The organism is Paraflavitalea devenefica (assembly GCF_011759375.1).
GTDB classification, from domain to species: domain Bacteria; phylum Bacteroidota; class Bacteroidia; order Chitinophagales; family Chitinophagaceae; genus Paraflavitalea; species Paraflavitalea devenefica.
Genome location: NZ_JAARML010000002.1, coordinates 607843 through 629577, shown reverse-complemented (window position 1 = coordinate 629577; position 21735 = coordinate 607843). Strand labels below are relative to the sequence as shown.

General features: G+C 42.2%; 15 protein-coding genes. 7 read left to right on the top strand and 8 right to left on the bottom strand.

What is annotated here, in order from left to right:
• Nucleotides 1-274 precede the first annotated feature (274 nt).
• From HB364_RS12170 to HB364_RS12155, 4 genes are all read left to right on the top strand, one after another.
• Entirely contained in the window at nucleotides 275-3592 is a 3318-nt protein-coding gene (locus tag HB364_RS12170) for a SusC/RagA family TonB-linked outer membrane protein (protein WP_167288252.1), read from the top strand.
• 114 nt (nucleotides 3593-3706) lie between these two features.
• A complete protein-coding gene (locus tag HB364_RS12165; protein ID WP_167288251.1) occupies nucleotides 3707-5236 on the top strand; it encodes a RagB/SusD family nutrient uptake outer membrane protein in 1530 nt (509 codons plus the stop codon).
• Nucleotides 5237-5347: 111 nt separating this feature from the next.
• Entirely contained in the window at nucleotides 5348-6721 is a 1374-nt protein-coding gene (locus HB364_RS12160; RefSeq protein ID WP_167288250.1) for a thioredoxin family protein, read from the top strand.
• A gap of 137 nt (nucleotides 6722-6858) precedes the next feature.
• Nucleotides 6859-9882 (top strand): alpha/beta hydrolase family protein, encoded by a 3024-nt coding sequence (locus HB364_RS12155; RefSeq protein WP_167288249.1) that lies wholly within the window; start codon nucleotides 6859-6861, stop codon nucleotides 9880-9882.
• 119 nt (nucleotides 9883-10001) lie between these two features.
• On the opposite strand, the gene HB364_RS12150 is transcribed toward HB364_RS12155, so the two are convergent.
• From HB364_RS12150 to HB364_RS12140, 3 genes are all read right to left on the bottom strand, one after another.
• Entirely contained in the window at nucleotides 10002-10280 is a 279-nt protein-coding gene (locus tag HB364_RS12150) for a hypothetical protein (RefSeq protein ID WP_167288248.1), read from the bottom strand.
• Nucleotides 10281-10591: 311 nt separating this feature from the next.
• Entirely contained in the window at nucleotides 10592-11083 is a 492-nt protein-coding gene (locus HB364_RS12145; RefSeq protein ID WP_167288247.1) for a TlpA family protein disulfide reductase, read from the bottom strand.
• Nucleotides 11084-11154: 71 nt separating this feature from the next.
• Nucleotides 11155-12138 carry a hypothetical protein gene (locus HB364_RS12140; protein ID WP_167288246.1) on the bottom strand — a complete coding sequence of 328 codons (984 nt, stop codon included), beginning with the start codon at nucleotides 12136-12138 and terminating at the stop codon, nucleotides 11155-11157.
• Between the two features lie 42 nt (nucleotides 12139-12180).
• Here HB364_RS12140 and HB364_RS12135 point away from each other — a divergent pair, with 42 nt between their 5' ends.
• Both HB364_RS12135 and HB364_RS12130 read left to right on the top strand, forming a co-directional pair.
• Complete coding sequence (locus HB364_RS12135) at nucleotides 12181-12468, top strand: hypothetical protein (protein WP_167288245.1); 288 nt, start codon at nucleotides 12181-12183, stop codon at nucleotides 12466-12468.
• Nucleotides 12469-12964: 496 nt separating this feature from the next.
• Nucleotides 12965-13117, top strand: a complete 153-nt coding sequence (locus HB364_RS12130) for a hypothetical protein (protein ID WP_167288244.1) — start codon at nucleotides 12965-12967, stop codon at nucleotides 13115-13117.
• Between the two features lie 275 nt (nucleotides 13118-13392).
• Here the strand turns inward: HB364_RS12130 and HB364_RS12125 are convergent, their stop codons facing one another.
• Both HB364_RS12125 and HB364_RS12120 read right to left on the bottom strand, forming a co-directional pair.
• Nucleotides 13393-13677, bottom strand: a complete 285-nt coding sequence (locus tag HB364_RS12125; RefSeq protein ID WP_167288243.1) for a hypothetical protein — start codon at nucleotides 13675-13677, stop codon at nucleotides 13393-13395.
• Between the two features lie 66 nt (nucleotides 13678-13743).
• Nucleotides 13744-14025 (bottom strand): hypothetical protein, encoded by a 282-nt coding sequence (locus tag HB364_RS12120; RefSeq protein ID WP_167288242.1) that lies wholly within the window; start codon nucleotides 14023-14025, stop codon nucleotides 13744-13746.
• A gap of 527 nt (nucleotides 14026-14552) precedes the next feature.
• Here HB364_RS12120 and HB364_RS12115 point away from each other — a divergent pair.
• Nucleotides 14553-17228, top strand: a complete 2676-nt coding sequence (locus tag HB364_RS12115; protein WP_167288241.1) for a TonB-dependent receptor — start codon at nucleotides 14553-14555, stop codon at nucleotides 17226-17228.
• A 798-nt stretch (nucleotides 17229-18026) separates the two neighbouring features.
• Here HB364_RS12115 and HB364_RS12110 read toward each other — a convergent pair.
• The 3 genes from HB364_RS12110 to HB364_RS12100 all read right to left on the bottom strand — a co-directional run bounded on the left by HB364_RS12110 (nucleotide 18027) and on the right by HB364_RS12100 (nucleotide 20472).
• Nucleotides 18027-18491: a MauE/DoxX family redox-associated membrane protein gene (locus HB364_RS12110; protein WP_167288240.1), complete on the bottom strand. Its 465-nt coding sequence runs from the start codon at nucleotides 18489-18491 to the stop codon at nucleotides 18027-18029.
• A complete protein-coding gene (locus HB364_RS12105) occupies nucleotides 18488-19360 on the bottom strand; it encodes a glycosyltransferase family 2 protein (protein WP_167288239.1) in 873 nt (290 codons plus the stop codon). Before HB364_RS12105 ends, HB364_RS12110 begins: the two co-directional genes overlap by 4 nt.
• Before the next feature lie 215 nt (nucleotides 19361-19575).
• Nucleotides 19576-20472 (bottom strand): AraC family transcriptional regulator, encoded by an 897-nt coding sequence (locus HB364_RS12100; protein WP_167288238.1) that lies wholly within the window; start codon nucleotides 20470-20472, stop codon nucleotides 19576-19578.
• Nucleotides 20473-21735 lie beyond the last annotated feature (1263 nt).

Genomic DNA, 21735 nt, shown 5'->3' with positions numbered 1-21735 from the left:
ATGACCAGTCTGCTGCTTTACTCCTCCTTTCATCCCATCGAAACCCACAATAACAAACCCTCCTGTGTTAATAAATGCCCTAATGAATTTGTTACGTCCAAGGCGCCTTAGCCTATAAAAAAAACCACCCAGGAACTTCTACTTCCGGAGTGGCTTCAGTTAACAAATTGCTTTATTAACCAACTAACTCCACAAAATTATGGTAGATTTTGCGGGCAACAAAACATTTGTTACGGCGGGAGCCGTAGCAACGTACGCCTCAATATTGCGCGTTATGAAGCTCACGATTGTACTGCTGGTAGCAGGGCTGGTACAGGCCAATGCCTTTACAGGCCATAGTCAGCAACTCACCATGGATGTAAAGGATGAGTCGCTGGTCAGGGTCTTTGCTATTATCAAAAAACAAACCGGTTACGTCTACTTCGGCGCCACGGAGATCCTGGCGAAAGCAAGACCCGTGACCATTCACGTAAAGAATGAGCCACTCATTCGTGTACTGGACCTTTGCTTCAAAGATCAGCCGTTGGAGTATACCATCAATGGGAAGACCATTGCTGTGAGTGAGAAAAAATCCGGCACAAGTGGTGGTGCTAACGGAAATGGTGATATGTCTCCTTTCGCATTGATAGACGTCCGTGGCCTCGTGACCAACGAGGAGAACGATCCTGTCGCTGGAGTCAGCGTGCAAGTGAAAGGAACTAAGATGGGCACCTCCACTAACGGTGATGGGGAGTTTACGCTGAGTAAGGTACCCCATGATGCGGTATTAGTTTTGACAGCCGTGAATATTCAATCTACCGAAGCGTTAGTGAACGGCCGTCGTAACCTGGACCTGAAAGTAAAAGGCAAAACGGGCAAGCTGGATGAGGTGCAGATAATTGCCTATGGAAAGACCTCGCAGCGTTTTAATGTAGGCAATGTCACTACGGTGAAAGCGAGGGATATTGAAAAACAACCTGTGACGAATCCCCTGCTGGCCTTGCAGGGTCGAGTGCCGGGCCTGGAGGTAACGCAATTATCAGGGATGCCAGGTGGAGGGGTAACTGTACGCATACAAGGCCGCAACAGTATCGAAAGCGGTCTGGACCCTCTGATTGTTATTGATGGGGTACCTTTCCCATCACAATTTATAAGTACAGGATTGGAAGGCATTGTGCAAGGAGGCAATCCATTGAATTATGTCAATCCGGCCGATATTGAATCCATTGACGTGCTAAAAGATGCGGATGCTACCGCCATTTATGGCAGCCGGGCAGCCAATGGCGCCATCCTGATTACTACCAAAAAAGGAAAAGCGGGACGTACCAAATTAAACATCAACTTGCAACAGGGCTGGGGAAAAGTGACCCGTAAGTTAGACATGATGAATACCCGTCAGTACCTGGACATGCGTTATGAAGCATTAAGAAATGATGGGATCAACCTTAATTCACAATCTAACACTAATCCGAGGTATTATGATCTGAAATTTTGGGACACCACCCGTTATACAGATTGGCAAAAAACACTGATCGGTGGTACGGCACAATATACCAATATCAGTGCAGGCATTTCCGGAGGAACAACTGCGCTTCAATACCTGATAAGTGGGACTTATAACCGGCAAACTACTGTATTCCCCGGCAATTTCGATAATAAAAGCGGCGGGCTCCACTTTAGTTTTAACGGGGCCTCTCCCAATCAAAAATTTCGTTTTACTTTGTCCGGTAGCTATACTTATGATCAAAATCATCTGGTGAATGTAGACTTAACAAACCAACTTGTTTTAGCGCCGAATGCACCACCTCTCTATAATACCAATGGAACACTGAATTGGGCGCCGAATGCAGCTGGCAATTCTACCTGGAACAATCCCCTCGCATACTTAAACACCAAGTTTAATAATACTACTAAAAACTTAATAAGCAATGCAAGCCTCAGCTACAACATTCTACCAGGCCTGGAGATCCGCAGTTATTTTGGATACAGCAATCAGCAATCCAACTTGTATTCGCCCAATTTCCTGGAAGCATATCGCCCGGAAGATAGGCCCTTTGCCCGGCGAAGTTCAGATTTCGCAAACAGAGATATGCGTACCTGGATTGTAGAGCCTCAACTTCGATATACAGGCAGAGTAGGAAAAGGAAAGATAGAGGGGTTTTTGGGTGCCACCATTAGCCACAATGCTGCTGACCTATTGTCTTTCAACGCCTCGGGATTCAGTAGCGATCTGTTAATGAAATCGCCCTCGGCAGCCACTTCAATAACTATATACAATGGTTCAACATTATTCACGATGTCCAAATACAATGCGCTGTTTGGACGGTTGAATTATAATTGGAATGACAAATATCTTATCAACTTTACCGCCCGCCGAGATGGTAGCAGTAAATTTGGAGATGAAAATAGGTTTCACAATTTCTGGAGCTTGGGTGCTGGATGGGTATTCAGTAATGAGAAATTTATAAAACGTAATTTCTCTTTTCTTAGCTTTGGTAAGCTACGAGCCAGTTATGGAGCTACTGGCAATGACCAAATTGCTGATTACAGCTATCTCAGTCTGTATTATATTAGTAATACTGCTATCCCTTACACAAATACTACAGGTCTGACGGTTGGCAATATTCCCAATCCTCACCTGAAGTGGGAAGAAACCCGGAAATTGCAGGGCGGAGTAGACCTTGGTCTTATAAATGACCGTATCATAATTAATGCAACTTATGCCCGTAACCGCTCTTCCAACCAGTTAATAGCTTATACATTACCGTCCACTTCTGGTTTTACCAGCGTTACCAAAAACTTACCGGCCACTATTCAGAATACCAGTTGGGAGTTTGTGCTCAATACAATCAATGTAAAAGGAAGAAATTTTTATTGGAGCAGCAGTGTCAATCTTACGATTCCCAGGAATAAATTAGTGAATTTTCCGAATATTGAATTGACAAGTTATGCTTCCGGAGATTATAACGTTATTGTTGGTCAGCCGCTCGGTGTAACTAAGGTATTTCGCTATGCAGGTGTTGACCCGGCTACCGGTAAATACCTGGTGCTGGATAAAAATGATAAACCAACATCCAATCCCGACTTCGCTGCAGACAGAACCGCTTTAATCACGCCGCTCACAAAATACTATGGTGGCTTTCAAAACAGTATCAGCCATAAAGGATTTCAATTAAACTTTCTCTTCCAGTTCGTACGGCAAATAGCGTTAAAAGACTTTTATTATTTCAATGGATTAAATAATCCTGGCTTTTTTTCCAGGTTTGCCGGTAATCACCCTGTAACGATATTAAACCATTGGCAAAAGCCTGGAGACAACGCAACTATTGGCCGTTACACTGTTATAAACTTCGGGGTGCCGATGTGGCCTCTCTCCAGTGATGCAGGATATAGCTATGAAGCATCCTATATACGGTTGAAAAACCTTTCCCTTTCATGGCAATTACCATCAGTGTGGCTGCAAAAAGCGCATCTACAAAATGTCCGCTTATATTTTAGTGGACAGAACCTAATGACCATCACGAAATATTCCGGACTGGATCCAGAAACCAGAAGTAGCAGAACTTTGCCGCCATTGCAGTTATGGACCGTGGGTGTCCAAATGGAATTATGATCTTTGAACAGGATACCCACAACATACATCGGGCAAGCAGAATGACTAGTGAATGTCATTAACAAAAAAGATCGGATAAGTAAAAATGGATCTTATCTGTTTAAATTTTAAAAAATGAACACAACGATAATATATCTAAAAAAGATAATACTCAGCATGCGGACAAAGTCCCGCCTTTTCGCTCCTATAGGTATCGGTATCGCATTCAGTATTTCGTCGTGCAAAAAATTAGTAGACGTACCTGCACCTACCAATTCTATTGCAGAAAATAATGTTTATTCAAGCGATGCTACAGCTATATCTGTACTTACGGCATTGTATAGTTCCATGAATGAAAAAACTATCACCAATCCTATTCAGGGAAACGGCAGTATTGCTTTACATACGGGTATGTCTTCAGATGAATTAACCCTGTACAGCGGAGTGACGGATCAAGTTTACCTTGCATATTATCAAAATGCATTGCAGGTGAACATTCCCCCCGGTTCCGGCTACAATCATTGGGCACCTTTGTATCATTATGTGTTCAAATCCAATGCAGCCATAAAAGGATTAAGTGCGTCCAAGAGCCTGACATCAGCCGTGAAGCAGCAATTATTGGGTGAAGCCAAATTTATGCGAGCCTTTTTTTATTATTACCTCGTGAACCTGTATGGTGATGTGCCACTTGCTGTAACCACAGATCCTCAAAATAATTCCATGCTGGCCCGATTGCCCAAAGAACAGGTTTACCTGCAGATCATTGCCGATCTGAAAGATGCACAAGAATTATTAAGTGCTGATTATTTAAATCAAACATTACTCAGCTCTACCACGGAAAGGGTGCGGCCCATTAGATGGGCCGCTGCAGCCTTACTGGCAAGAGTTTATTTGTTTACAGAAGATTATGCCAAAGCAGAAACGCAGGCATCAACTGTTATCAATAATACGGCGCTTTACACCTTACCGGCTTTAAACGATGTCTTTTTGAAAAACAGCCAGGAAGCCATCTGGCAATTGCAGCCCACCGATATAGACTTTAATACGGTAGAAGCTCAAACTTTGATTATCCCGCCTACGGGTCCCAGCCTTGGGACAGTAGATAATCCAGTTTACTTAAGTAACAACCTACTGAGTAGTTTTGAATCGGGAGACCAGCGGGCTGTTCATGGAAATTGGGTGGATACTACTATTTTTAACATTACACCCACCACATATGATACAGTTGCGTATGCTTATAAATACAAAATAAATACATCGCCCGGAATAACATCCGCTGCTGATATGACGGAATATTTTATGATGCTGAGATTGGGTGAGCAATTTTTAATAAGGGCAGAGGCGAGAACGCAACAAAATAATATTGTCGGGGCGCAAAGCGACTTGAATGCCATCCGCGTAAGAGCTGGCCTTCCTAATACGGCGGCGAACGATAAGACATCATTACTTGCAGCAATTCTTCATGAACGCCAAGTGGAATTATTTAGCGAGTGGGGCCATCGTTGGCTTGATCTGAAAAGAACCCGCAATGTAGATAAGGTAATGAATGTGGTAACGCCGCAAAAGGCAAGCGGCGCTCCCTGGAAATCGCATCAGCAATTGTATCCAATACCATTATCTGATTTACAAAGTTCACCTAATCTGGCACAGAATACTGGATACTAAAACAAATAACTTGTTAATAAAAGAATGTTAAAGCCTGTCTGAAAAACAGGAGTGGAAATTATTGCAAAAAAAATTTATACACTTAATATTTAACAAGAAAATCCCAAAAAAATGAATCGATTACTTTGCTTACTTATCATAATTCCCTTTCTGGCACGAGCTCAGGAAAAAGGCATCCAATGGACCGAAGGGCTATCATGGCCACAAGTAAAAGAAAAAGCCAAAAAGGAAAATAAATACATTTTCTTAGACTGTTATACTACTTGGTGTGGGCCCTGTAAAATGATGGACAACCAGGTTTATTCCGATGATTCGGTGGGTATTTTTTTTAACCAGCATTTTATTTCAGTAAAAGTTCAGTTTGATAAAACACAAAAAGACAATGAAGATGTACAACGCTGGTACGATGATGCTGCAGGCATCAGCAGACAATACCATGTAGAAGCCTATCCTACCTATATCTTTTTATCACCCCAGGGAGTTATCGTGCATAAAGACAATGGATATAAAGGGATAAAAGATTTTGTAGCCCTTGCTCAAACCGCCACCATGCCGGGTAAAGTGTATAAAGACCCCTATGAGGAATACTACAAGCTGGTGGAGGCGTATAAACAAGGAGAAACCCAATATGACAGCCTGCCACTTATGATAAACATTGCAATACAATTGAATGATACCGCATTGCAAAGGCAACTGATAAAAACCTATGTAGATTATGTATGCAGCTTACCACCTGAACAACGCTATACTAAGGAAAATATTCAGTTTTGGACTTCCTATTCTCTTGGAAGTAAAACAAGATTATTCGCTTTTTTTTACAAAGATGGGAATAAGATTGATAAGGTAATGAACGAGAAAGGCTATGCCCGTAAGGTGATAGATAATACTATTATGGATGAGATCGTTACACCTTTTTTTGAGGAACAGGCAGCTGGCTCAGGAATCGCGGTGACTGGTGGATATCTTACCGATATTTCTGGCAAGCACCAACAACAGACTCATTCCAACGAGGCCGATTGGATAAAACTGAAAAAAATGATTCGGGAAAAATATACTATTGCTTATGCGAAAAGAAATGTTCTGGCGGCAAAGGCAGAATGGTATAACCGACACATGAATTATCCCAATTTTACAAAATATGCGCTGCTTCATTTAAATAAATATTGCTCCATTGAAACTGAAAATCCTTTCAGGATCAATAATACTGCATTTACAGCTTTTATGTTTTCTACCGACAAAAAGGTAATTAATGGTTATATAAAATGGATGAAGAAAATCGTAATTAACAAACCCGATCAGACAGCCTTATTAGATACTTATGCCAACTTATTGCATAAAGCAGGAAAAAAACAGGAAGCCATTCAATGGGAAGAAAAGGCAATGAATGCAGCAAAAAGTGAATCTAAAAAGGAAGAATATCGGAAAGTAATAGAGAAGATGAAGAAAGGAGAACCGACCTACGGAGCTGTATGGGGATATAAATGAAGAGCTTCCTGGCCATTATCCACGCCAGGGTCGATTTCCGCTTTCTCAACTTTTTCAAAATAGGCTAGTTTTCATAGAAAATTGAGAACTCCTGTTGATAATCATCTATTTATTCTTGTGTAATACATTTATCAATTATGAAACGTTTTTTTTTATTTGCTGTTCTGATTGGTTTTGCGATGAGCACATTGGCGCAGAATACCACCATGATCAGACAAACCGCCGCACCAGCCAAAAGTGAACGTTGGGACCTGGATAAATATGTCTGGAGCCATACTCATCCCCGGCCATCAAAACGTGATAAACCCCTTTTGGATTTCGATGCCATGGACAACTGGATCAACGTGGGGCCTGATGGAAATCTGGCTATCAGCCGTGACGGCAAATATTTTGCGTATGGCATTCAGCATGGCCGTGCATTGGGACTGATCGATTCGATAGTGGTGCAGTCCACGGCTAATTCCTGGCGACAGTCATTTGCGGGCGCCAGCCCGGGTTTTTTTTCCGGTGACAGCAAACAATATATATTCCAGGATAAGCAGGACCTATGTTTTTTACAGGCAGGCAAGGACCACCTCCTTCGTGTAAAGGACGTGGCTTCTTATCAACTACCAGGCAATGGGAAAAATGAGTGGCTGGCATATCAATTAAAGAATTCCGGGTCCGGCCTGGTGTTGCAAAACCTGTTCACCGGAAAGGAGAAACGCTTTACCGGGATTGCCGGCTATGGGTTTGATGAAACCGGAAAATGGCTGGTCTGCCAGCTTAATAATGCAGCAAAGGAGTTGGTGATCCATGACCTGGCCACAGCAAAGGAGCGTCATTTTCAATCAGTAGAAAGTTATTCCTTTGACGCGGATGGAAAAGTATTGGTATTAAAAACGATGGAAAAAACAACCAGTGGAACCCGCACCGCTTTGCAATATGTAAGCCTTCCGGAAGAGGTCGCCAATACAATCTGGTCAACAGCAGATAGCACTACCCTTTTAAGCAGTTATAGTATCGATGGCAGCGGCAAGCAGGTAGTGTTTACGGTTCAGGATGGCCTTGCCGGTAATTGCATCTGGTATTATAAAACCGGTATGAACAAAGCTGTGCTGAAAGTGAATAATCAAACGGGCGGGATAGCTACCGGCTTAATGATCCAGGAGGCTTCCTTATTTACAAATAACGACCGTTATATCGTATTCTCTCTAAAACCGCAGATGGATACCCGCCAGCCGGATCCTGATGCAGTACAGGTAGATGTATGGAGCTATAAGGATACCTTTCTTCAATCCACACAGCCTTACCTGCTGAAAAAGCTTCCAATCTATCAGGCAATCCTTAGTCCTGAAAGCGGCCTGGTAACATTCATAGAAAACGAACAGGAAAAACTGAATCTGCTCAGTAGTGATTTTGCTATAATAAAAAAATCTGGAAAAGCATTCAATGGGGATCGTTTTTGGGAAAAGGATTACCGGAAGGATAGTAACTGGCTGCTGTCACTGAAAGACGGTTCCCGTAATTTATTACCAACAAGGGCAAGGGGGCAAGACTATGCTTTTTGGTTTTCCCCCGGGGGTAAATATTTGGTTTATTATGATGCAGAACGGCAGTGCAATTATTATAGCTATGAACTATTTACAGGAAAACTGGTAAATATCTCCTCCGGAGTGCCCCCCTGCCGGTTAGGCGCTGAAGATCCTTACCTGCGTCCCAGGCAGCAGCCAACGGAAGAACAACCAATTGGAGTGGCAGCTTGGCTGGAGGGAGATCGGGGCGTGTTGGTATATGACAATTATGATATCTGGCAACTGGACCTGTCGGGCAAAAAGCCACCAGTGAACATCACCAATGGTTATGGCCGTTCCCATCAGACCTTATTCAGTTTGATGGGTCACGACCGGGGTCTTCCTACTAATCAACCCGTTTTATCTGGTAAAGACACGCTATTGCTGAGGGCGTTTAACAGGCAGAACAAATACAATGGATTTTACCGGAAGTCATTGGGTTCTGCAGGTGACCCGGCATTACTCTATATGGGACCTTGTTTTATGGCAGTTATGTCGGGGCTAAATGGTTTGGATGCTGGCATGCCTCCGCTAAAAGCCGCCGGTAACAATACCTGGATCGTAAAAAAGCAGACAGCCACCGAAGCGCCCAATTATTTTGCGACCAGCGACTTTAAAACCTATAAAGCTTTAACGGATTTGCAACCTCATAAAAGATACAATTGGCTTACGACAACATTGGTTTCCTTTAAACAATTGGATGGCACGATAAGCCAGGGCGTATTGTATAAACCGGAAAATTTTGACCCGGCCCAAAAATACCCGGTGATCATATCCTTTTATGGAGCCCTGTCTGACCGGCTCTACCAATACCCCAGGCCTGGATATATAGATGCTCCCGATCTTTTTAGCAATCCTGCCTGGATGGTAAGCCATGAATACCTGGTATTTACACCGGATATTTATTTCACCAAAGGTAAATGGGGACCCAGCACCGTGAATACGATAGACGGGGCAGCCCGGCACCTGAGCCAACTGCCCTATGTGGATGGCAAACATATAGGAGCCGTGGGGCATAGTAATTCAGGACGTTTCGGTTATTACCTGCTCACCCATTCCCGTTCTTTTGCTGCCATGTCAATTGGGTCGGGGACGACTAATATAATGAGGATTGCTTTGTCATTGACAACAGGAGGAATAGAAGAAAGTCACTTGGAGTGGGCTGAGGTTTCTGCGTATGGAGCCGGGGGATTAGGAAATCTTTGGCAAAACAAGCATGCATGGGTGGATCACACATCTGTGCTACACGCGGACAAGATAACAAGTCCGGTGCTCATGTATGCATGTAAAAAAAGAGATGTTCCTGTTGAGGAAGCCGTGGAAATGTTTAACGCCCAACGCCGCCTGGAAAATAAAGCATGGTGGCTGCAGTACGATGATGGAGGCCATAGGCTTTGGAAATTGAATGACCTTAGAGATTTTACCATCCGCTATACGCAGTTTTTTGATCATTACCTAAAGGGGGCGCCAGCACCCAGTTGGATGACGGAAGGAATTCCATTTAAGTTAAAGGGAGTGGAGAGCCGCTATGAGCTGGACCCCAGCGGGGAATGCGGTAGTCACTGCCCGGTATGTCAGGCGCATAAGGCGGGGAACCCAGCTAAATAAAAAATGCTCCCTCACATTAGGGTGAAGGGAGCATTGGGATAAGTATCTAACAGTTCTCCATTTCACATTCAAAATCTTAAAGGAGACTATTAGCGATGATTGCCTAACGGGTCAATCATCTACAGATCAATTTTGAGTTTAGTAGAAGCGGCACACCTCAAATTAGCAGGGCAATTACCCGCCGCATCAGGTGTAGTAGTACAAACAAAGTCACCTGTCTCAGTAGTTGTTTGAAAATCAATCTTATTGGGGCAAAACTTATTTGCTTGCCCACAGGTGCCGACTGCTGGTAGTGCTGCGACACAATAAGCAGTTGTATATTTTGCCTTAAACGCCAAAGCGCCACCTACTACTGCCACCAAAGAAAGAGACAATAACATGAATTTTATTCTTTTCATAATAAAAGTGCTTTTTCATTCAAAAAGCTAAAGGTTGATTTTTAAATATTGCCTACTCTGTTTTAGTGGTTTTCGGCTTCGCCACATTGTCCTCAGTAGCTTTAGCGAAGGCGGATCCTGACCTTGGCTTTTTCATCTTTGGACATTTTCGCCAAGACTCTTAATCATGAATAGTTGTTTTGATAATTAAAAGTCAGGGCGATCATTCACTGCCAAAACATTCCCGCAAGCGGGCCCTTGCTGCAGGTTTGTATCAACAGTTATACTGGTTTGTCTGATCAGGACAAACCGGGTGTACTTGCGCAATTCGCTTATTCTTCTGCCACTTTTTTCAACTGGCTGCTATAGATCTTTCCCATAAAGGTTTTATTCAGGGTTTTATTTTTGCTGTAAATCGCTATATAGGGAACACCTGCAATTTCAAAATAATCGTTTACAACCATCCCTGTATCTACACCGGTAGTAATATTGGGGTATTTTACCAATTGGTACTCATTGTAAAACTTTTTTAGATCCATTAATGGGTAATTAGTTACAAAGTAAAATTGAATATTCTTTAACTTGTCCATATCCTCAATGATCTCTGTTGTCTGTGCCTTGCAATAAGGACAGTAAGGATTAAAATAAAAAATGGCGATGGGCTTCCCCGAGGGTATATTCTTTGAATTAAACCAGGTAGCACTATCAGGAAGCAGTAAGCTGAATTCAGGCAATGGCTTTCCTTCCAGTCCTGTTTTTTGAGGATCTGCGCCAAAACACCCAGCCATCGTACTTATTATTATTAGTTGGAAAAGTAATTTCATATTTCATATGTTTTATATCGTGAATGCCTAATATCTCCAAGGCAACCTGGTAGATTAGTTCCCCATTTATACTAAGCGATTGCCTCCTGCGGAAGCTCTTCTGTTAATTTCTGCTGCTCCATCTTCATACTTCGCATCAACTGCGCCATCCAATCTACCAATAACAGGGCAAACGTCGTGGTTAACAATACAGGGAACGACTGAAACCGCAAGGCCGCAGAGGAAGCGCCGATGGTAAAGACAGCGTTTAACAACCAAACCATTCCGCCCATGATCACCATTTTGTTAAATACCCGATTATATTGCCAACCTTTGAGCAGTATATAATATAGTAATCCAAATAGCATCACTACATTGATGATGCCCGACAAAATAGGATAGAAATCAAGTACCCAAACTTTTGGATTTTTCATCCTGATTTTCACTTTTTGGCTTTGGTAGCCAAACCATGCTTTAGCCTGATCAGAAACTCCATCACTTCCGGAATTATAAAATTCCAAAAATTCAACCGGCGGGGCATAATATTTTCGGCCGTTGGGCCACATAAAATACGCTGCAAAATACAAGGGGTATTTCCTGATAATGTACTGGCCATATTCTTTATAAAACGGCCCCATACTGGCCCACTTCTTCAACTCAGTGGCTGTAGTGTCTTTCGCTGCTTTAAACAAGCTATCCCGGTATTGCATCAGTGGCATATTCGGGGACCACATATAAAATGTACTGGCCATCGCTTTTTCTGAAGGGTTTATCCTTAAGTCACGTGTCCTGTCGTAGAACTTTCGGATCATACTATCCAGCGCCTGGAATTTTGGAAGCACAGGCTTCCGATCTGCACTGTCTACATGACGGTAAGCATACATGGCGTTATTGGCCATCAGCCAGCCGCTAAAAGGAGAATATTGCCAATAGCCGGTAAGCTTTTTGTACCGATGCATAGTAAATCCCATAAATAACCCGCATAGCAACAAGCCAAGACCAATGCCTGCTATTTTTTTTCGCAACGGCAATTTTGAAAGCAAGAATGCTGCAGCAGCAATAAAAGGATAGATCATAGCATTGTAACGAACGGTGAAAGCTATGAACAATACCACCGCATGCCAGATGATTATTTTATTGGAAGGCCGATGAATGATCCACAGCAGGAGGGCAAACCAGGTAAGACTCAATGCCAGGAAAAAGCCATCACTACTTACCATATTAGCGAGGTGCAAAAACAAGGGATTAAAAACCATAAAACACAACAACACAATCTGCGTCGCCTTACCTGGTTTATAGAAGTAGAATACGGTAAACAACAAGAACAATTCGCTACATTGAATAAATATATACTGGAAGGTAACGAGCACAAAATCCGGCTTTGCAAATACGCTAAAAAAACGTAGAAATTTGGAATATCCAATCAGGTAGGTATTAATGGTTAAATTTTTGTCTGCCGCATTTATGTACGAAAAAGAATCCCCATGTATATAACTGGCAAACGGATACAAGTACTTAAAAAAAGAAAATTGAATGATTATAAACCCTAAAGCTATCAGCAGTATTTTCCGGTTCCTTTTATCCCTGAATAAGAAATCTTTAAAGGATAAGGACATAGGCAGTGATAAAGTTTCGTTCATTTGCATGGATCATAAATTTTAAGCTATACCAAAATCACATATTCAGCTTTGGCTGTTCCCCAATTGTACCTTTGCGGATGCAGTATCAATCTACAGCCAAATTAAGCTGGCAGAATATCAATATTCTCACAAAACATATCAATATCCGAATTATCTCATGGAGTTTAATAAAGATTGGGAAGGTTGTCAACAATATTGTTGCCTCGTTGCATAAATAAGCCAGGGCTTTTATTTGCTTACACATTCCAAATCCTTTGCAGCTATGACGCTGGGCGAAGGTTATCAATTTCAAAACGTCATAAACTTTGCTTTGACTTTGAAAGAAAGCGAGCAAGGAAGAAGCCTTCTTCAATTAGCCGAAGAGGAAGCCTTCGGTAACTTATGGCAAAACAAGGCATTTTGGCCGGATCACTAACTGAAGGGGCGCCACCACCCCAATTGGATGACGAAAGGAATTCCACTTAAGTTAAAGGGAGTAGAGGGCCGTTATGAACTGGACCCCAGTGGGGAATGCGGTAGTCACTGCCCGGCATGTCAGGTGTATAAGACGGAGTACCCAGGTAAATAAAAAAATGCTCCCCATATTACCGTGCAAGGGGAGCAATTTGGATCATTATCTAACAATTCTCCATTTAATATTCAAAGTCTTAAAGGAGACAATTAGCGATGATTGCCTAACGGGTCAATCATCTACAGATCAATTTTGAATTTAGTAGAAGTATTGGTACACCTTAAATTGGCAGGGCAATTACCATTCGCATCAGGTGTAGTAGTACAAAAAAAGTCACCACCTGCATTAGTCATTGTGACAAAATCAATCTCATTTGGACAAAACTTACCTACTTGCCCACAGGTGCCGACTGCTGGTAGCCCTGCGACACAATAAGAACCATCAAATTTTGCCTTAAACGCTAAAGCGCCACCTACTACTGCTACCAAAGAAAGAGACAATAACATGAATTTTATCTTTTTCATAATAAACGTGCTTTTTCATTCAAAAAGCTAAAGGTTGATTTAAATATTGCCTATCGGATCAATCATCTACAGATCAATTTTGAGTTTAGTAGAAGTATTGGTACATCTTAAAGTGGCAGGGCAATTACCCATCGCATTAGGTGTAGTAGTACAAACAAAGTCACCTGCATTAGTTGTTGTTTGAAATTCAATCTTATTTGTACAAAGCTTACCTACCTGCCCACAGGTGCCGGCTGCTGGTAGCGCTGCGACACAATAAGTATCTAAAAATTTTGCCTTAAACGCCAAAGCGCCACCTACTACTCCTACCAAAGAAAGAGACAATAACATGAATTTTATCTTTTTCATAATAAACGTGCCTTTTCATTCAAAAAGCTAAAGGTTGATTTTTAAATATTGCCTACTCTGTTTTAGTGGTTTTCGGCTTCGCCACATCGTCCTCAGTAGTTTTAGCGAAGGTGGATCCTTGCCTCAGTTCTTTCACCCTTCTACATTTTTAGCCAACGCTCTTAACCATGATAGTTGTTTTGATAATTAGGACCCAGGACAATCATTCACTGCTAAACACTTCCCAAATGGGCCCTTGTTGCCTAACTTAATTGATGCGGCCTTAGATTAATGCAACGGTTTTGGCTTCGTTATAGACTGGAATAATGATGGATACCTTTTTGATAGCTGTTGCCTTTACTGAAGTAATTGAGAAAAGCAATGCCTTTCAATTCTCCAGGCAAAATACTATAATGAAATATCATTATTCTCACAAAACATATCAACTTTAACATTTCTTTCAATGACTGTAGCGATGAATAAAAAATAGGATAGTTTTTAAAGAAGATACTGAACCGTGGCAAGAGGTGTTCTTTTTATATTGTACCATGATGATTTCCCACAGACAGTCAACTATTCTTTTGCTTCTTTTAATGCTGAAAGGGCTGCAGGCAGTGGCTCAGGAAAAGGGTATATTGATCGGGCGGGTGATGCGCGAAAAGGAGCCCTTGGTAGGAGCCACTGTTACGGCCACCCGCCTTAGCGACAGCAGCCGCGCTGCCAACGGAATATCTGGAAATAATGGCAGGTTTGTCTTAGTTGCATTGCCTCTTCATGACAGCCTCCTGATTACTATAAGTTATCGCGGATACACCTCTTTCAAAGGCCTTGTACTATTAACTCAAAAAGAGTCTACAATGCAAACTGTGCAGTTACAACCTGCTGCTCTTGACTTGGATACAGTTGTAGTAAATGCAGAAAGGCCGGTAGTGATCAAAGGCGACACGGTCGAATTCAGGGCTTCAGCCATCAGGGTTCCACCCAATTCTATGGCCCGGGATATACTCAAACGCATACCAGGCTTGGAAATAGACAACTCCGGCAGGTTGATTTTTAATGGAAGACCCGTAAGCAAGGTGTTAGTAGATGGCAAAATTTTCTTTGGAGAAGATGGATCCGTAGCACTGTCGAACATATCCAGTGAAATGGTTGACAAAATTCAATTTGCGAACGATTCCCTTGCTAACCAAAGATCAAATCAACTCATCCAAAGCCAGGTATTGAACCTAAAGCTAAAAGCGGGCAATAAATATTTTGGCAACAGTAGCTTTTTAGGCGGTACAGATAAAAGATATGAAGGATCTGGCTTCGGTTCATTGATGAGAGAAAATAACCGCTTAAGTGCATATGCCGGCAGAAACAATATTAATAAAGCCGGTTCCACTGTTTCACAATTTACCCTGGTAAGCAGCGGATCGGGCATTACTGAAAACACATTCACAGGTCTTGAATATGGTTATCAATTGAATGACAAAAAGCAAATAACCGGATCTTATCAATACAATCACCCTAATACAGTTAGGGAGTTGATAAAAGAAAGAAGGCAAAATATTTTATCCGGTAATCAGCTTATTACCCAATCTCTTTCCGAAGGGAAATACGCGAGCAACAACCATAAAGCCAATGCAAAACTGGAGCATTCGTCAAAATCAAATGCAACCACGTTTGAGACAATGCTTGATGGAACCAACAGCCTAAGCAGTAACAATAATTCAACAATTACAAAAGATGGGCAAGGCAACTTACTGAATCACCTTGAAAACTCTTACCGGTCAAAAGAAATTACAACAAACTGGGCAAATAGCATATACTATAATAAAAACATTGATAGCTGGAATATTCTTATGAGCTTATCTTATAGCTCCTCAAATAAGAGTTCAACGGATTATAGCGATGGGCGCATTGTTTTTTATAAAAATAACCTGGTTGATTCACAGCAACTTTTTCGGCAGCAATTTCAATCGGTTAATAAAACGAATAATTTAGCTGCCGAATTGGGAATTAATAAAAAAAAAGGCAAGGATCTTACTTTAAGCCTAACTAATGTATTTAATGTACAGTGGAACGATATTAGCAGGATCACCCGGAATATAGATAGCCTGGGAGCGCTAAAGGTAGATTCCAGTTACAGCAATCAGTTTCGATCCCGCATCTTTAGCAATACCAGTACATTCAGTGTAATGTATAATAAGAACAATTTTAGTTTTGTAACAGGGATAATGCTCCTCCAAAATAACCAGGCTCAAAAAGATTTAGCCCACAGCAATTCCATCAGTAAAATCGAGGTAAATCTTGTGCCAAGTCTGAGCCTTTCAAAAATTGGTAACCGAAGGTCTTATAATTTAAATTATACAGCCAATGTTATACTGCCTACTCTTGATCAATTGCAACCGGTGCAGAATATATCCAACCCGCTATATATAAACAAAGGTAACCCTACGTTAAGCCGTTCGCTCGCACACAACATTGTATGGACTTTTAACAACCAAGGAGCTGCTGTAATCAAAAAAGCCAAGATGCGTATTTACAACGCTTCTTTGACATTTAACACTGTGCAGAATAAGATTATTCCATCCGTTCAAACCGACAGCCTTGGAAGGCAAACCAGCAGTTTTGAAAATATAAATGGCGTATATACATGGAGAAGCGCTCTTAGTTCGGCTTATATGCTAAAAAGAGGAAAGAACAGTTTTCGCATAACCGGTCATATTGAAATTAATTATTTGCGGGACAAGCTCTATCTGGATGGCATTTTAAATAATACAGATAACATTAGCATGCAGCTAATTTTCAACTTTCGTTATCAATGGACGGATATTATTAATACCTATTTCAGGTATGCACCAACCTGGTCGGATTTAAAATACCAGCAAAACAAAGCCTTGAATCAGCAATATTGGATACATAATGCCGGTTTGGAACTGGAGCTATATTTATTAAAGCGCTTAAAATTAAACCAGTCGGTGTCGTTCAGCTATAATAACCGGCTACCGGCAGGTTTTGATAAAAGTTCTTTGTTGTGGAATATAAAGGGCTCTTATCTCTGCCTGAAAAGCCGCAAGGTTGAAATAACCTTTTCTGCCTTTGATATATTAAAACAGTTCAATAACCTTACAAGAACTACATCAGGAAATTATATAGAAGACAGCCAGGCAAACAACCTGCAGCAATATTTTTTGTTGGGCTTTACCTATCATTTTGGGGCGATAGCAAAAAAGCCGTAAAGTATACATCTTCATAATAATTCATCTTACTTCTAACCTTCGGCAATACCAATAGGTTTTCTTTCGTGGCGTTCCCTACTGAAAACGTTTTCGTTTATTACAAAGTGACATCCCTCTTGAGCTTCAAAAACTGCTTGTTAAGATTGGCCATGGTATTGTTCGCTCGCTCATACAGGCAATTGCAGTTTACCTGTAGAGAATAGGATAGATTGAATCCCCAACCTAAACCTTACAGATATTGACAAGGCCAATAATAGTATCAATCACAGCTATTAAGCGTAATTCCTTCCATACCTTACATCATCGTTGTGATATTTATAAAAACCTTTCAGCAAAACTTCATTTAAACAGGCAAAAAAAGAGAGCTTTTACTTTCATTCGCTGCTGGCAGAAGGCAGATTTACTTACTTCATCCCGAGCTTACCAATGTGACTGTAGAAGCCGTCAAGCTCAATACTATAGCTCTTTTTAAGAAGTTCAGTAGCAGATAGGCTAGTTGCTCAAAACCAAATTTTCGGTTTCGGCTAAATATGCCCCGGGTAGTAACAAACAGCTCTCTTAAAGAGACATCAGAAGCCGTTTGAGTAATATTTTTTTTAACTCACGAATGATTTTTAGGTTTACAGACATAACCACAGTTTTTTTTGCAGACATAAGGAACCGGAGAAACTCCAGTTCCATAAACTGTGGTGAGGATACTTATGTCCTTAACTTAATGACATTGGCATGGAGGCCCTTTCCTTATAGATCAACAAACGCAGTTATTCAAAATGTAGCGTTATGCGCTGGTGTAGTAAATTAAATGCTGTGATCCGGCTGTTTAACAATAGCATGCCAGTAATCCGCTGCCGTCCTCCGCACCTTTCTTTCGAGGATCACCCCAACAATACCCAATACAATAAACACACCATTAAAAACAATATGCTGTCCCCATGATAAAGCTGCCAGCACACCACCACAACTGCAGGGCAGTTGATCATTAAAGCTCATGAGTACAATGATGTAAATAGTAAAAGCGATCATCAATCCTGTAGAGGCATAAAATCCCTTCAATCGCCACCGGGGAACTGCCAGCAATACGACCAGCAAGAATTCCACAATAGGCAGCCCACGCGCTACCAGTGATGCCATAGGCGCCAGGATAGGCGATTCCGCCAATTGTTCCTTGAATACACCATACTCCATGATCTTGCTGATGCCGGTATACAGGAACAGGATGACATACAGCATAACAATGATCTCAATGATAGTCGTCCTTTTCATACAGTTGCTACTTTTGCTTTACTCGACTTCATTACCTGGTTATTAAACAATGCATACTTCAGTATGCAGTAAATAGCTTTCACGCCATCCCTCCAACCTATCTTTTTCCCTTCTGCGAATGTTCGTCCATAATAAGAAATGCCCACCTCATAGATCCTTATCCCCGGCACCATCGCTATCTTGGCCGTCACCTCCGGCTCAAAGCCAAAGCGCTTTTCCTGTAAGCGGATTCGCTGAATAATATCCGTTTTGAACAGTTTGTAACCGGTTTCCATGTCGGTCAGGTTCAGGTTATTGAAGAAATTGGACAAGAAGGTGAGAAACCTGTTACCGATGGTATGCCAGAAGAAAAGGATGCGGTGGGCGTTACCGCCCATGAACCGGGAGCCGTATACTACATCAGCCGCGCCAACCACCACGGGCTTTAGTAAACTGTTGTATTCGCCCGGGTCATATTCAAGGTCAGCATCCTGCACCAGCAGGTATTCTCCGGTGGCATGGGCAATTCCCGTATGAATAGCCGCACCTTTCCCCTGGTTAATGTTATGGGATAAGTATTGAATGGTTGATGCCGGTGTGTTAGACATATATTGATGAATCACCTGCTCCGTATGATCAGTCGAGCAATCATTCACAATGATCACTTCCTTTTCTATATTTTTGATGAGCTTTACTTCATGAATGCGGTCCAGGATCAGCGAAATGGTTTTTGCTTCATTATAGACCGGAATAATGATGGACAACTTTTTAATAGAGACGTCTGATGCAGTGCTATTGTCAGCAACAAGCTGACCAGTTTGCCGGTCATCAACAGACTTTACGGCAGGAGTAGGTCCCGGAGGGTCGAATAGACTAAAACTGATTGGCATATAATAAGATTTGCAGGTTTGAAAAACAAGCCTATTCCATCCCGCTACCAGCAGAGTTTATCTCGCTTGCGGGGCTTTTTATCCGCGCTATAAGTTGTTTGAATTTTTTAGAAGGTAGTGACGTAGTTCACTTCACTAACTGGAGGCAAATTACAGAGTGGGAATATCAATTTTATCACAAAACATACCAACATTCTCATTTTCGTTGGGCTATACTAAGAAGCAGGAACATCTTCCACAATCCCAATATTCCCGCCCCTCTTAATCACCTCCGCCGCAAAATGCTTCCGGTACTGTAAAGGCGTGAATTGTTTGATCTTTAAGAACTGCTTGTGAAAATTGGTCATGGTATTATAACCGCTTTCATAACAAATGTCCAGTACGGTGTTGTTGGTTTCCTGCAGGAGCTGACAGGCATAACCAATCCTCACTTCATTAAGGAAGTCAATATAGGTTTTCTTCGTGCTGCGCTTGAAGTAATTACAAAAGGCGGGCACACTCATGCAGGCAATGGCGGCTACCTGCGGCAACGTAACGGGATCGCGGAAAGAATCAATGGTAAACTGGAATACCCGGTCAATACAATCCTTGTCTTTACTGTTCAGTTGGGTTATTTCTTTCGTAGATACGGTGACATATTCTTTGGTCTCGGCCATCAGGTCCAGGCACTGTAGCAACAACAGCAGGCGCCGGCCATCATGCGCCCATTCCAGTTCTTTGATCATCGGCGCCAGCCGCTGCCGGCAATCGCCCTGTATCTTCAATCCATACTGGGAGGTGTCCAGTAACTGTTTCATGTGCCGGCTTTCCGGTATCCGCAGCAGGTCACTGCCCCAGCAATCATCCCTGAACTGCACCACCACGGCGCTGGTGATTTGGTCGCCGCTCTTTTGAAACGTATGCGGCAGGTTGGAACCGAGGAAATAAATATCCCCGGTGTCAAACTCACCCACCTGGTTGCCGACAAAGCTCATGCCCGAACCTTCGGTAAACAGGATCAGCTCATATTCAATATGCTGGTGCCAGCCCACTTCAAAATGCGGTGTGCGGAATGTTTGGGCGATAAAAGAAGTATCGGCAGTAAGGGGCAGTTTCTGAACGAGCGGCTTCATATATACAAGCTAAACTATCTTATGTAATTTAAGACTTTTATCGCTTCCTCACCATTAAAATTGTGTAGTTATTCAGTCGGGATCACTTGTAATGCATCAGGTATAAATCCAGGCCCCGGTTGTTTTTGCAGGGGATAGCATACATGAACGGAACAAAGGGTATACCGGCATTTCGTTTTTATCATTTGTATCATTTTTTGCAAAACTGATCATTCTTGGTGGGGCTTCTCCCTGGGTAAGTATATTTGTGGGGGTGTAAAGCCCATGCGGTAACAATACGACCCACCCTGTAAAGTTTTTTTAGTACAAAACAAGCATGCGGGAAGCATTGCCTAAGCATGGGGGAAGCATAGCTGAAGCATACCCGAAGCATACCAATAGCATGCTAATAGCGTAAAATAAAATTATCAGCGACTTATGAAAAAGTGGCACGGTAACTTGTGCCCCTGCAACAATATTGCTGTACAGGAAGCAGTGAACAGGCAAATAAGCGGACCCAAAAAGAAGTCAGGAAAATGGAGACATAGTATCGGAATAAGGGAGCAAGGGTTGGGATCACCAATAGATCAGCCGTAGATACAGTATGGATACTCTATACCTGGACTATGGGAACTCTATAGCTCAGCTATACCTAAGCTATACCTAAGCTATAGTTTACCCATTTCACGAAAAGCAGCGGTTTTGAACACAAAACAGCGGGGGATTAGTGTTGTATTCCCCCACTCACCCCACTCAAAATAGTGGAGTAATCCAATCAGGATAAGAAGAAGCAGCGGACCATACCGGAAGACCAAAAAGTACAAAAACGGACAAATGGGACATTTGTGCAGGTTTAGGCAGGAAACGGACATGCAAATTTGGAAACAGGGTATCTTTTACCATAGGTTTGTGTCAGTACCACATACCCGTAAAGTAGCGAGGTTTGAAGCGAGGTTGAAGTAAGGCAAAGGTACAGCAAAGGTATACCAAAGCTATACCAAAGGCATAGTAAGAGTATTCAAATAGCGTACTCGGGTAAAATCAGCGGTTTTCACCAAAAACAGCAGGGGATTGGTGTTGAATAAAGGCGAGTGGGGAATGGCTAGTGGTTAGTGGGCGTTTGCTTTGACAACCTTTTACCGGCACACAGTCGAGCTGATTGCAGCAGCATGTACGGAAAATGAGTGAGGAATGGGTGGTGAATGCTCAGGGAATGGCCTACCTATTGCCTGAACCTTGCACTGGTACACTATAGAAGGGTGCAGTAGTAGAGCACTCCAGTGC

Bases quoted from the DNA above. Each gene is read 5' to 3' on its own strand.
- HB364_RS12155 (WP_167288249.1), top strand. From the start codon at position 6,859: ATGAAACGTTTTTTTTTATTTGCTGTTCTGATTGGTTTTGCGATGAGC.
- HB364_RS12115 (WP_167288241.1), top strand. From the start codon at position 14,553: ATGATGATTTCCCACAGACAGTCAACTATTCTTTTGCTTCTTTTAATG.
- HB364_RS12120 (WP_167288242.1), bottom strand. From the start codon at position 14,025: ATGAAAAAGATAAAATTCATGTTATTGTCTCTTTCTTTGGTAGGAGTA.
- HB364_RS12140 (WP_167288246.1), bottom strand. From the start codon at position 12,138: ATGATCTATCCTTTTATTGCTGCTGCAGCATTCTTGCTTTCAAAATTG.
- HB364_RS12165 (WP_167288251.1), top strand. From the start codon at position 3,707: ATGAACACAACGATAATATATCTAAAAAAGATAATACTCAGCATGCGG.
- HB364_RS12145 (WP_167288247.1), bottom strand. From the start codon at position 11,083: ATGAAATTACTTTTCCAACTAATAATAATAAGTACGATGGCTGGGTGT.
- HB364_RS12105 (WP_167288239.1), bottom strand. From the start codon at position 19,360: ATGCCAATCAGTTTTAGTCTATTCGACCCTCCGGGACCTACTCCTGCC.
- HB364_RS12170 (WP_167288252.1), top strand. From the start codon at position 275: ATGAAGCTCACGATTGTACTGCTGGTAGCAGGGCTGGTACAGGCCAAT.
- HB364_RS12150 (WP_167288248.1), bottom strand. From the start codon at position 10,280: ATGAAAAGAATAAAATTCATGTTATTGTCTCTTTCTTTGGTGGCAGTA.
- HB364_RS12110 (WP_167288240.1), bottom strand. From the start codon at position 18,491: ATGAAAAGGACGACTATCATTGAGATCATTGTTATGCTGTATGTCATC.
- HB364_RS12125 (WP_167288243.1), bottom strand. From the start codon at position 13,677: ATGAAAAAGATAAAATTCATGTTATTGTCTCTTTCTTTGGTAGCAGTA.
- HB364_RS12160 (WP_167288250.1), top strand. From the start codon at position 5,348: ATGAATCGATTACTTTGCTTACTTATCATAATTCCCTTTCTGGCACGA.
- HB364_RS12100 (WP_167288238.1), bottom strand. From the start codon at position 20,472: ATGAAGCCGCTCGTTCAGAAACTGCCCCTTACTGCCGATACTTCTTTT.
- HB364_RS12130 (WP_167288244.1), top strand. From the start codon at position 12,965: ATGACGCTGGGCGAAGGTTATCAATTTCAAAACGTCATAAACTTTGCT.
- HB364_RS12135 (WP_167288245.1), top strand. From the start codon at position 12,181: ATGCCAGATGATTATTTTATTGGAAGGCCGATGAATGATCCACAGCAG.